At 69.4% G+C, this 12216-nt stretch carries 10 protein-coding genes; 6 read left to right on the top strand and 4 right to left on the bottom strand.

Annotated features, from left to right (window positions below; translation table 11 throughout):
• The first annotated feature begins 11 nt into the window (after positions 1–11).
• The gene (locus tag KGA65_RS17630) at positions 12–614 is read left to right on the top strand and encodes a cob(I)yrinic acid a,c-diamide adenosyltransferase (protein WP_225864431.1); all 603 of its coding nucleotides are present in this window, start codon (positions 12–14) and stop codon (positions 612–614) included.
• 72 nt (positions 615–686) lie between these two features.
• On the top strand, positions 687–1823 hold the full coding sequence (locus KGA65_RS17625; protein ID WP_225864430.1) for a hypothetical protein: 1137 nt from the start codon (positions 687–689) through the stop codon (positions 1821–1823).
• A gap of 17 nt (positions 1824–1840) precedes the next feature.
• Here the strand turns inward: KGA65_RS17625 and KGA65_RS17620 are convergent, their stop codons facing one another.
• A complete protein-coding gene (locus KGA65_RS17620) occupies positions 1841–2413 on the bottom strand; it encodes an ECF-type sigma factor (protein WP_225864429.1) in 573 nt (190 codons plus the stop codon).
• A gap of 88 nt (positions 2414–2501) precedes the next feature.
• On the opposite strand from KGA65_RS17620, the gene KGA65_RS17615 reads away from it, so the two are divergent.
• Both KGA65_RS17615 and KGA65_RS17610 read left to right on the top strand, forming a co-directional pair.
• Entirely contained in the window at positions 2502–5240 is a 2739-nt protein-coding gene (locus KGA65_RS17615) for a serine/threonine-protein kinase (RefSeq protein ID WP_225864428.1), read from the top strand.
• Positions 5241–5358: 118 nt separating this feature from the next.
• Positions 5359–5868 (top strand): hypothetical protein, encoded by a 510-nt coding sequence (locus KGA65_RS17610; protein ID WP_225864427.1) that lies wholly within the window; start codon positions 5359–5361, stop codon positions 5866–5868.
• Positions 5869–5880: 12 nt separating this feature from the next.
• Here KGA65_RS17610 and KGA65_RS17605 read toward each other — a convergent pair whose 3' ends face one another.
• A complete protein-coding gene (locus KGA65_RS17605) occupies positions 5881–7008 on the bottom strand; it encodes a 3-deoxy-7-phosphoheptulonate synthase (protein ID WP_225864426.1) in 1128 nt (375 codons plus the stop codon).
• 233 nt (positions 7009–7241) lie between these two features.
• On the opposite strand from KGA65_RS17605, the gene KGA65_RS17600 reads away from it, so the two are divergent.
• A complete protein-coding gene (locus KGA65_RS17600) occupies positions 7242–8207 on the top strand; it encodes a class I SAM-dependent methyltransferase (RefSeq protein WP_225864425.1) in 966 nt (321 codons plus the stop codon).
• Between the two features lie 25 nt (positions 8208–8232).
• On the opposite strand, the gene KGA65_RS17595 is transcribed toward KGA65_RS17600, so the two are convergent.
• A complete protein-coding gene (locus tag KGA65_RS17595; RefSeq protein ID WP_225864424.1) occupies positions 8233–9057 on the bottom strand; it encodes a Stf0 family sulfotransferase in 825 nt (274 codons plus the stop codon).
• Between the two features lie 171 nt (positions 9058–9228).
• Between KGA65_RS17595 and KGA65_RS17590 the strand changes: the two genes are divergently transcribed.
• A complete protein-coding gene (locus KGA65_RS17590) occupies positions 9229–10644 on the top strand; it encodes a hypothetical protein (RefSeq protein WP_225864423.1) in 1416 nt (471 codons plus the stop codon).
• 48 nt (positions 10645–10692) lie between these two features.
• On the opposite strand, the gene tldD is transcribed toward KGA65_RS17590, so the two are convergent.
• Positions 10693–12156 (bottom strand): metalloprotease TldD, encoded by a 1464-nt coding sequence (gene tldD, locus KGA65_RS17585; protein ID WP_225864422.1) that lies wholly within the window; start codon positions 12154–12156, stop codon positions 10693–10695.
• Positions 12157–12216: the final 60 nt, after the last annotated feature.

The raw sequence follows: 12216 nt of genomic DNA, 5'->3' as shown, positions 1-12216 counted from the left end.
CACTGCCGCGCATGGCAAACCGACTCTCGCAGATCGCCACCCGCACCGGCGACGATGGCACCACCGGGCTGGGCGACGGCCAGCGCGTGCCCAAGAACCACCTGCGCATCGCCGCGATGGGCGACGTGGACGAGCTCAATTCGCACATCGGCGTGCTGCTGGCCGAGCCGCTGCCGGCCGATGTGCGGGAGCTGCTGGTGGTGATCCAGCACGAGCTGTTCAACCTGGGTGGCGAACTGTCCATCCCCGGCTACACCGTGCTCAAGGACAAGGCCGTGGCCCGACTGGATGCGGCGCTGGCGCACTACAACGCCCAACTGCCCCGCCTGGCCGAGTTCATCCTGCCCGCGGGCACGCGCAGCGCATCGCTGGCGCACGTGGCCCGGGCCGTGGCCCGCCGTGCCGAGCGCGCCGTGGTGGCCCTGGCCGCGCAGGAGGCGGTGAACGCCGCGCCACGTCTGTTCCTCAACCGCTTGTCGGACCTGCTGTTCGTGCTGGCCCGGGTGCTCAACCGGGCCAACCTCGACGGTCTGGGGGGCGATGACGTCTACTGGCGCAGCGAGCGCCTGGCTCAGCAGGGCACCGCGGACGACGATCTTCCCGACGGCACCTGAGCCGTTTGGCGGCCGCAGGCGGCGTAAGCCGGTGAAGGGTCCCGTCGGGGCCCGTGACCGGAGTCTCGTGCCATGTCGCCGTCCCTGTTGTCTCTTTCCTGGTCTGCCTGGGCGCTGGGCCTGTCCCTGCTGCCGTCCTGTGTGGCAGCCCAACTGACTGCCGAGCCTGCTGCCGCGGCATCCCAACCCGAAGCCGTCGTTCTGCCCATGCCCCAGGTGGCGGCGCTGCCGCTCCTGCCACTGGACGGGCTGGACATCGAGGAGGGCGGTCGGCTTCAGGGACTGAAGCAGGTCGCCATTGCCGGCGTGGCGCTCTATGTGGTGACCGAAGCCGAAGGCAACGCCAGTGCCGGGGCGGCCTTGCACGGCGGCATGGCCACGGCGAACACCTCGCTCAAGGTGACGGGCCTGGACCCGGCGCGGCTGCAGGCCCTGGTCGATCTGGCGCGGGCCCGCACCGAGGCAGCGCTGGCGGCCCGGGGCATTGCCGTGATGCCCCAGGCGCAGCTGGCGGCCCTGCCGGCCTTTGCCGAGCTGCAGCAGGTGGGCGATGCGGCGCCGCTGGCCTTCGACGCCAAGGGTGGCAAAGGCCAGGCCTACAGCGCCAGCGGCCTACCGCTGCTGCACCGCGACGAGATGGCCTGGCTGTCGCGCACCACCGGCACCGGCCTGCTGGGCGCGCTGAGCAGCAGGGTTGAGGACGCCTACGTCTCGCTGGGCGACAAGATGTCCGGCGGCTTCAAGATCGGGCGCATGGAGCCGGCGCTGGAACACCTGGGCCAGCAGGCCGGCATGCCCCTGGTGCTGGTGCGTCTGGTGCTGACGGCGGCCCGGGTCCAGGCCAGCGGCAGCCGCTGGGGTTTCAGCGCCGACACCGAAACCCGCAACACCCTGCTGATGCCGGCCTGGACCAACCGCATCCTGGTGCGCCGCTCCGGGGGCGACTACGCCCGCGTCTCGCTCAAGCAGGGTTGGGCCTCCGAGGCTGGCCTGGGCGAGCTGGTGGACGTGACCAGCACCGGGCAGAAGGCCGCCTCGGTGCTGACCACCGCGTTCACCATCGCTGCGGCCTTTGCCGGGGCGGGGCGGGCGGTGAACGTCAGCAGCACGTCCTACGAGCTGCGCAGCAGCCCCGAGGTCTTCGACGCCGTGGCCACCCCGCAGGTCGAGGCCACGTTGCTCAGCCTGGCTCAGGCGCTGGCGCCTTGAATGTCCGTGCCGGGCCTTCAGCCGCCACCGGCCAGGTCACGCTGCAGCCAAGCCCGCGCCAGCGTCCAGTCGCGCTTGACGGTGGCGGGCGACAGGCCCATCGCCTCGGCGATCTCCTCGATCTCCAGGCCGCCGAAGAAGCGCAGCTCCACCACCTGGGCCGCGCGCGGGTCCAGGGCCTCGAAGGCCAGCAGGCTCTCATGCACCGCCAGCACATCACGGTCGGGCCGGTCGCTGAGCTGTTCCAGACCCGAAAGCGTCAGCGGTTCCAGCTCGGCCGCCCGCTTGTCCGCCCGGCGGGCTTCCTCGTGGTTGACCAGGATGCGCCGCATCATCGTGGAGGCCACGGCCAGGAAGTGGCCGCGGCTGCGCCAGGCGGTGCGGTTCTGCTCGGCCATGCGGAACCAGGCCTCATGGGTCAGCGCGGTGGCGCTCAGCGTGTGGCCGGCCCGCTCCTGCCGCATGTGGCCGCGCGCCATGCGCTTGAGCTCGTCGTAGAGCAGGACGAACAGGCGCTGGCTGGCGGCGGGATCGGGCTGGTCCAGCTGCTGCAGCCACTGGGTCAGGGAGGTGTCGTCGGCGGCAGACATCGGGCCAGGACCGGTAGAAGTGGGATGGGCCGGGATTGTGGCCCGGTGCGATGATGCGCGACACCGGCAGACAGGGGAGGGGAGCCCGATGAGCCGCAGCGAAGAGGCCGCCCGCTGGGCGACCGTCAAGGGATGGCTGGCCCAGGCGCTGGCCCAGCCGGCGGCGCAGCGCGCCGCGTGGCTGGCGGCGCTGCGGGCCAGCGGCGAGGTGCCGGTCGCGGTGCTGGATGAGGTGGCCAGCCTGCTGGCCCATCTGCCCGCCGACGACGAGACCGGCACCGGCGCGGACCGCTGGGGCACGCCGCTGTGGGCCGGGCTGGACGTGCAGGCGTTGGACGAGCACCGCCCGCCTGCGTCCGACGACACCCTGCTGCGGCCGGGCGAACGCCTGGGCCCCTGGGAAGTGCTGGGCCTGCTGGGCCGAGGTGGCATGTCCGAGGTCATGCTCGCCCGCCGGGCCGATGGCGCCTGGGAGGGTGAGGCGGCCATCAAGGTGCTGCGCCGGGGCATGGATTCGGCCGCCATCCTGGCCCGCTTCGCGCTGGAGCAGCGGACCCTGGGTCGGCTCAGCCACCCGCACATCGCCCGCCTGCTCGATGCCGGCCGCACCGCACAAGGCCAGCCCTACTTCGTGATGGAGCGGGTGGAGGGCCTGCCCATCGACCGGGCCTGCGCCGGCCGCAGCCTGGCGCAGCGGCTGGACCTGTTCCTGCAGTTGGCCGATGCGGTGGCCTTCGCCCACCGCCAGCTGCTGGTGCACCGCGACCTCAAACCCAGCAATGTGCTGGTCACGCCCGAGGGCCAGGTCAAGCTGCTGGACTTCGGCATCGCCAAGGCGCTGGAGCCCGGCCCGGCCGACGCCGGCCTGACCCAGACCGGGCCGCGCCCCTTCACGCCGCACTACGCCAGCCCGGAGCAGGTGCGGGGCGAGCCCATCGGCACCGCCACCGACATCTACAGCCTGGGTGTGCTGCTCTATGTGCTGTTGACCGGGCTTCGCCCCACGGGCCGCGGTGCCACCACGCCGCAGCAGGCGGCCCGCGGCGTGCTGGAGGAAACGCCCACCCGGCCCAGTGCGCTCAGCCCGCAGGAGGTGGGCGACCCGCAGTGGCTGCAGACGCGCCGCCACCTGCGTGGCGACCTGGACAACATCCTGCTCAAGACGCTGGAGAAGGCGCCCGAGCGGCGCTACCCCAGTGTGGAGGCGCTGGTGGCGGATGTGCGCGCCTACCGGGACGGCTACCCCGTCTCGGCCCGCGCGCCCGGCTGGCGCTACCGGGCGGGCAAGTTCGTCGGTCGCCACCGTCTGCCGGTAGCGCTGGCGGCGCTGGCGCTGGTGTCGCTGTGCAGCGGGCTGGGCGTTGCGCTGTGGCAGGGCCAGCAGGCTCGCCAGGCCCGTGACGAGGCCCGCGCCCAGTTGGTCGCGCTCAAGGGCATCACCACCGAGCTGGTCTTCCGCTACGGTGACACCACCACCACCCTGCCCGGGGGGCCGCAGGCCCAGGAGGCCATGCTGCGCGAGACCCTGGCTCAGCTGGAGAGTCTGTCGCGCCAGCTGCCCGGCGACCGCGACCTGCAGGCCTTGATCGCCTCCACGCTGGGCCGTCTGGCCGAGCTGCAGGGCAACCAGACCCTGGCCGCCCCCGAGCGGGCCGACGAGGCGCGCGCCACCGTGGCCCGCGCGTTGGCGCTGGGCGAGGCGCTGTGGGAGAGCCACGGCCGAGACTGGCGCTTTGCCGTCTGGCATGGCCGCACCCTCGCCATCCGGGCCCAGCTCGACCGCCTGCGCGGCGAACCCGCCCAGGGCGTGGCCGCCTTGCAGACCGCCATCGCGCGCCTGGGCCAGACCCTGGCCGGTGAGACCAGCGTGCCGGGCCGGGCCCACCTGCTGGCGGTGCGCAGCGGCGCGCTGCTGCTGCGGGCCCAGCTGCATGACCAGGTGACGCTGGCCAGTCTCAACCAACCGCAAGCGGCCTTGCGCGATTACGCGCTGGCCGAGCAGGACCTGCGCGCCATGCTGGCCGACCACGCGATGCTGGCCGAGCTGGACCGCCAGGCCGTGCCGGGCGACCCGGCCACCGAGGCCTACCTGAGCCATCAACTCGGCACGGTGCTGGGCGGCCGGGCCCTGGTGCACCTGCGGCTGGAGGATCTGCCCGCGATGCGCCGCGAGGCCGAGGCCGCGCTGGCACTGCGGCAATCCAACGTGACCCGCGAGCCGCGCAACCTGGGCTGGCGCGACGGCCTGATGGTGGAGGCCAATACCCTGTCCATCGCCCTGATCCGCCTGGGCGAAGCCGGCCCGTCGCTGGACGCCGCACGCCTGGCCTGGGACACCGCCGCGGTCCTGGCGCGCGAGCAGGGAGCGGCCAGCAAATGGGCCGGCGCGCCGCCTTTCCTGGCGCCGCAATGGGGCAGGGCGCTGGCGCTCAACGGCCGCCACGCCGAGGCCCTGCCGGTCTACGACCAGGCCATCGCGCTGTGGTCGGCACGGCTGGCCCAGGGCGCGAACCCCAACGCCCAGCGCCGCCTGGCCTGGGTGGAGGTTCTCAAGGCCCGCTCGCTGGCTGCGCTGGGCCAGCGCGAGGCAGCGGCGGCGCTGGCCCAGCGGGCCGTGCAGGCGCTCACGCCGCTGCAGGACCACCCGGAGCAGGGGCGAGATGCGCTATTGGCCCGTGCCGAGGGCGCGGCCCTGCTGGCCCAGCTGCGGCCGGCCCAGGCGGGCGAATGGCGGCGCCAGGGCCTGGCGGCCTTGACGCAGGCCCAGACTCTGCGCCCGCTGGCGGCCGACCACCAGGCTCTGCGCCAACAACTGCTGGCCGGGTGACGGCGCGACACGCCGTGGCCGTGAGCCGTGGCGGCAGAACTTCCGGCGTAAGCAGGAGAGAGGTCCTTTGGCCACAGGGGCCGGAGCCTCCGCTCATCCGCTGCACAGGAGTCATCCCATGTCCGTTCTGAACATCCGCCGCTTGAATGTCCTTGCCCTGGCCTGCTGTGCCACCGTCGCGCTGACCGCCTGTGGGGGGGGTGGCGACGGTTCCCCAGACACCTCCGACGGCACGGGCGGCACTGACACCGCGCCGCTGGCGCTGAGCTGCAACACCGCTGCCTACCAGCCCGGCTCAGTGGTGCTGCCCACGGCCGACCAACTGGCCGTCTACGCGGGCACCTTCCAGGTGACCGAGGGCCACTACGACGCAGCCTACAACTTCGTCGCCAGTGGCAGTGGCACCCTGGTGATCGCCGCCAACGGGGCGGTGAGCTACAACGGCAAGGCCTACCCTCCCAGCTCGGCCTGCCTGGACGCGGCGGCCGGCCCCTATGGCCAGTTGCTCTACCTGTTCGCCGGCCAGGGGCACCTGGAGATTGCCACCGCGCCCCAGGTCGGCCTGGGGCAGGCCTGGGGTTCCTCGCCGGTGGATGGCACGACCCTCCTCACCAACGGGACGAAGTGAGCGGCCAGCGGCTCAGCGGGCGCGGCGGGCCTTCACCGCGTCGCTGAGCACCTTGAGCATGCCCACCGAGTCGTCCCAGCCGATGCAGGCGTCGGTGATGCTCTGGCCGTAGCAGAGCGCGCGCGGGTCGTCCTTGCCGGGGCTGAACTTCTGCGCGCCGGCCACCAAGTTGCTTTCCACCATCACGCCGAAGATCTGCTGGCTGCCGCCGGCCAGCTGGGCGGCGATGTCGCGCGCGACGTCCAGCTGGCGCTGGTGCTGCTTGCTGGAGTTGGCGTGGCTGCAGTCCACCATCAGGCTGGGGTGCAGCTTGGCGGCTTCCAGTTCGGCGCAGGCGGCCTTGACATGCTCGGCGCTGTAGTTGGGCGCCTTGCCGCCACGCAGGATGACGTGGCAGTCCTTGTTGCCGCTGGTGCGCACGATGGCAACCTGGCCGTTCTTGTGCACCGACAGGAAGTGGTGCGGCCGGCTGGCGGCCTGGATCGCGTCGACCGCGATTTTCAGGTTGCCGTCGGTGCCGTTCTTGAAGCCGATCGGGGCCGACAGGCCCGAGGCCAGCTCGCGGTGCACCTGGCTTTCGGTGGTGCGCGCGCCGATGGCGCCCCAGGCGATCAGGTCGCCGATGTACTGCGGGCTGATGGTGTCCAGGAACTCACTGGCCGCTGGCACGCCCAGGCGGTTGATCTCCAGCAGCAGCTGGCGGGCGATGCGCAGGCCCTCGTCGATGCGGAAGCTCTGGTCCAGGTAGGGGTCGTTGATCAGGCCCTTCCAGCCCACCGTGGTGCGCGGCTTTTCGAAGTACACGCGCATCACGATTTCCAGCGTGTCTTGGTACTCGTCGCGCAGGTCCTTGAGGCGCCGGGCGTAGTCCACGGCCGCGGCCGGGTCGTGGATCGAGCAGGGCCCGATGATGACCAGCAGCCGGTCGTCACGGCCGGTCATGATGTCACGCACGGCGTGACGGGTGTGCTTGACCAGCTTCTCGACCGGCGTGCCGGCGATGGGGAAGAAGCGGATCAGATGCTCGGGCGGCGGCAAGGGAATGACCTCCTGGATGCGCTCGTCGTCGGCTTCGCTGGTGCGGTTGCTGGGCACCAGGGGCTGGCGGACTTCGGTGGGGGTGGTGGCTTTGGCGTTCATCGGGGTTGCTTGCGGTGGGCCGGACCGGCGAAAAAAAACCGCCGGGGGTTCCGGCGGTTTTCTGGGGGATTCGCGTGGGTTCAGGTGCGCGCGTTTGCCTCTCCAGCCGCCAGACGGGGCGAGAACCAGTAAAAGGCAAAGAAAAATCGTTGGGCACACATCGTCTTTTCAGTGTAGCACCGCGTGCGGATGGCGTCGATGGGCCTGTCGCGCGGCTGCATTACAGTCAGCCCATGAACAAGACCTTGGCCGGTTGGTGGCGAGATCTCGGGAAGAAAATGCAGCGGTGGCGCCCCTCGGCGTGTGCCGATCTGGCGCCGGCCCCGTTCTCGCTGGCGGGGGTTCCGGTGGCGCCGCTGACGCCGTATCCACCCACACCAGCCTCACCAGAGCGTGACCAAGCCAAGCGGGATGCCTGGTTTTACAGCCACCATGTGGTGGCCCCCAGCCTGATCGTTCATGCCCTGCAAGCAGCCTCGCTGTCGTCGCAAGCCCGTCTGCTCGATATGGGCTGTGGCGATGGGATCATGGCACTGGGCGTCTGCGAAGCCAGCGGCCGGGCGGTGGTGGGCACCGATCTCACCGAGGCCTTCAAGACCCTGCCCGGCCGCGTGGCGCAGGTCTTCGGCGCCGGGCGCCCCCTGCCAGAACGGCTGCAATTCGTGCGCGGTCAGGCCGGGCAGGGCTTACCTTTCCCGGATGATTCCTTCGATGGCGGTTATTCCTGGTCTGTTTTCGAGCATGTTGACGGCGTGGCGCCGCTGCTGCGCGAGGTCCTGCGGGTACTCAAGCCGGGGACGCCGTTCTTCCTGCAGATCGAACCGCTGTACTACTCGGCCTTCGGTTCCCATCTGAAGCGTCTGGTGCCGGAGCCCTGGGCCCACCTGCGCATGGCGCCTGAGGCCTATCTGGCGGCGGCAGCAGCGGCCGTGGACCACGTGCCGCCCGAGGAGCAGGACGTGCTCTATCGCCTCAACGCGTTCGAGAATGTCAAGCGCTACCTGATCGGGGAGTACCACTCGCTCAACCGCATCACCGCGACGGAACTGGTGCAGACAGTTCAGCAGGTGGGTTGGCAGATAGAGCGGTGCGAGTTGGGGCAACTTCCGGCCGACATGGTGCCCGAGGAACTGCGGCCCCGGTTCTCGCTGCAGGACCTGTGCACCCACGAAATCCGGCTCTGGTTGCGCAAGCCCTGAGGGGAGCGGTGCGCTCGGGCGGGGCTCACCGTTTGCGAGGGTGGATTGGCAGGGCCAGATCGGTCAGCAATTGGTTCTTCAGGGTGTCGTTCTTCGCCGTAGCCTGTCTGGCGTAGGTGATCTGCTCGGGTATGAACTGAAGATCCGGCAGCCCCAGGTAGCGCCCGATGCGCTTGATCTTGCGGGCGGGATCTGCGGCAAAGCCTTCGTAATGCACGGTCAGGGGCTCGACGCCCCAAAGCTGGAACAAGGCCTGGAATGCACTGTTTTGGCTGCTAAGACTGGCCACCAGACCGAGCAAGGTTTCGGCGTCGTAGCGGACCCTGGCGCCGTTGCTGGTTTGCAGACTGGTCCACTGGGCGGTCTGGGCGGCGATGTGCAGGGAGATGGCTTGGCCCAGGAGATCGTCCCGCAACAGGTGGATCAGGCGCAGGCGCGGGCCTAACGCGGACAGCAGGCCGACGTTGTAGAGGGAGATCAGTTGCCCGACGCTGGCCTTCACGCCGGCATAGCCTTCCTTGCTGCGCATCTGGTTGACCATCCAGGCCAGATAGCCAGCATGACTGGCGAGGCCGCGTTCCTTGGCATGGTGGATCACGACGTCGGCGTTCAGCACCTCACCAGCGCATTTGATCTGTCCATCGGAGGCCAGTGCCTGGGCCAGGAAATGTGAACCGCACCGATTGGTGAAGCAGATCACATAGAAGACCTCTACCAATTCCAGCGCCTTGGCCAGAGCGGCGTTGTCCTGTCGGGAAACCTTGGCGGAGCCGAAATGGCTGAGCAAGGCCTTGGCGTGGACATCCGGATAGTGCTCGCCGAAGTTTGAAATGAGGCATGACGGCTTCATGATGCCTAGGATACATGCGGCCAATGGGCGCTTATCGGCATCTTGGCGGCTCACTGAAGCCTGAATTGCCACCGCAACCCTGGCCACTTCCCGCTCAAGTCACCGCCACCGGAGTCCGAAAGAGCAGACAAGCGTGCGCAATCCGCGCCGCTCCTGTTCCGCGAGGCTCCCATGTTTTCAACCCTCATCGACGCAGCGCGCACGTCTGGCCGTACCAGCGCGCACTTTGGCCAACGCCCGCTGGTGTTGGCATTGGCCCTGGCCGGCATGCTGAGTGCTTGTGGCGGTGGCGGCGGTGCCACCAGCGCCAGCGGTGGCGGTCAATCGGAATCCAGCCAGGGCAACACGTCCAACCCGGGGAGCGGCTCGTCCACGCCTGCCGTGGTGACCACCGACGCAGTCAGCGCCCAGGCACATGCCTTCTTCTTCAATGTGGATGGCAGCCAGACCAGCGCCAGTGCTCTGGAGGCCGCCACCGGCGGCAGCACACTGGGGCAATGGAATCCGGTGGGGAGCAGCGCTTTCTATGCGCCGGGTTTGAAGGTGTCCTTCTTCGGGGATCCGCAAGGTTGTGATGCGCTGACCAAGACCGGCACGGTGGTGAACGGTTCCGCCGGCGATCTCAGCTACGTCACCGGCAAGGTCGGCGTGAGCCTGCCGACCTCCGAGCTCAGCTGGGTTCCTTCGGGCAGCACCACGGGCTGTTCTGGCGTGAGCGACCGAAGCGGGCCGTCGGCGGTCTATTTGAATGCCGATGCCTCGGCCGGCGGTCTGGCCCTGTACACCTCGGCGGGCCCGCGCGGCGACAGCAAGCCCGAATTCTTTCAACAGTTTCAGAGCACTGGCCAGGATGGCAACGGCACCAATGCCAACATCGTGGGCACCTACCTTGCCTTCCGCCAGACCTGGCGCAGCAACCCCACGGTGCAGCCTTTTGTCGGCACCAGTCAGACCGCGCGCGTGCTGGTCAACCAGGCCGTTACCGCGACCACGTTGGGGGCTTCCAGCGGTGCGCTGGCCCAGGTACAGCAACTGGTCAACCTGCACTTGATCAACAACACCTGCCGGGTCGAAGGCATTACCGCCGGTCGTCCCTGCCAGATGAACTACCTGTTCAACACGGCGATCGCTCGCAACAACGTGACCGACTGGAGCACGGTGTCCTGGGCCCAGACGGTGCGGGTGTGGTTTGACGCGGCCCAGGGAGGGGTGCCCATCATCGAGGGGCAACTCCAGGCGAAGGGCACGGCCAGTACCGATTCCGAAAACGGGCTGTCGATGTACACCTCGCAGGGCAATGCCACCCAGCACGGCACCTTCAGCCCGATGAGCTTCGACGTCCGGATCACGATGAGCCAACTGGCCAATGCCCTGCGCATCCTGACCGGCAAGGCCCTGGGCATTGCCCCCACGGCGGTGACGGAGGCCCAGCTGGCGGCGATGTGGAGCGCCGACTGGAACAACCCCTCGGCCTGGGTGGCGGAATCGGTGACGGCCGCGCAGGAGATCTCCAGTGCCGACCGGACCCGGTCGGTGGACATCGCTGGTTATGTGCGCCAGCTCTACGTCGGCCCCGCCGCGAACTGAACCACTTGAGCCTTGAAGACAGCGCCCGGCAACGGGCGCTGTTTCGTTTCAGGCTGTGCCGCCCACCGTCAGGCCGTCCATGCGCAGCGTGGGCTGGCCCACCCCGACCGGCACGCTCTGGCCTTCCTTGCCGCAGGTGCCCACGCCGGTGTCCAGCGCCAGGTCGTTGCCGATCATGCTGACGCGGTTCATCGCGTCCGGGCCGTTGCCGATCAGCGTGGCGCCCTTGACCGGGTACTGGATCTTGCCGTTCTCGACCCAGTAGGCCTCGGAGGCCGAGAACACGAACTTGCCGCTGGTGATGTCGACCTGACCGCCGCCGAAGTTGGTGGCGTACAGGCCGCGCTTGACGGAGGCGATGATCTCCTCGGGCGACTTGTCGCCGGCCAGCATGTAGGTGTTGGTCATGCGCGGCATCGGCACATGGGCATAGCTTTCGCGCCGGCCGTTGCCGGTGGGCTTCACGCCCATCAGGCGGGCGTTCAGGCTGTCCTGCATGTAGCCGCGCAGGATGCCGTCCTCGATCAGCACGTTGCGCTGGCTGGGGTTGCCTTCGTCGTCGATGTTGAGTGAGCCGCGGCGGTCGGCCATCGTGCCGTCGTCCAGCACGGTGACGCCCTTGGAGGCCACCCGTTGGCCGATGCGGCCGGAGAAGGTGGACGAGCCCTTGCGGTTGAAGTCGCCTTCCAGCCCGTGGCCCACCGCCTCGTGCAACATCACGCCGGGCCAGCCCGGGCCCAGCACCACGGTCATCAGACCGGCCGGCGCGGGGCGGGATTCCAGGTTGGTCAGCGCCGCATTGACGGCCTGGTCTACATAGCTTTCGAGCTGGGCGTCCTGGAAGTAGCCCAGGCCGAAGCGGCCACCGCCGCCGCCCGAGCCCACCTCGCGCCGACCGTTCTGCTCGGCGATCACGGTGATGGACAGCCGCACCAGCGGCCGCACATCGGCCGCGCGGGTGCCGTCGGCCCGTGCCACCAGCACCACGTCGTACTCGGCCGCCAGGCCGGCCATCACCTGCACGACTCGTGGGTCGCGCGCGCGGGCCATGCGCTCGATGCGCTCGAGCAGCTCCACCTTCTGTGTGCTGTCCAGCGTGGCGATCGGGTCCAGCGGGGCGTAGAGCAGCCGGCTCTTGGCCACCTGGGTCTTGTTGCTCACCTTCACGCGACGGCTCTGACCCGACGCGGCAATGGTGCGCACCGTGCGGGCGGCGTCCAGCAGCGCGGCTTCGGAGAGGTCGTCCGAATAGGCGAAGGCCGTCTTCTCGCCAGCGATGGCGCGCACGCCCACGCCCTGGTCGATCGAGAAGCTGCCGCTCTTGACGATGCCTTCCTCCAGGCTCCAGCCTTCATGCCGGGTGTACTGGAAGTACAGATCCGCGTCGTCCACCTTGTGCTCACCAATGGTGGCCAAGGCCCGGGACAGCGTGGACTCCGTCAGTTGATAGGGGTCCAGCAGCAGGCTTTGCGCCACTGCCAGCCGTTCGAGGGTGGGTTCGCGGGAGATCATGCGATCGATTGTAGGGAGTCGGCCCGTTTACAGGTGCACACCAATCCCGAGTCCACGGGA

The sequence above is a fragment of the Ideonella benzenivorans genome, from assembly GCF_020387415.1.
Lineage (GTDB): Bacteria > Pseudomonadota > Gammaproteobacteria > Burkholderiales > Burkholderiaceae_C > Ideonella > Ideonella benzenivorans.
The sequence above is the reverse complement of the archived record's forward strand: the minus strand, read 5'-3'. Positions and strand labels throughout refer to the sequence as shown.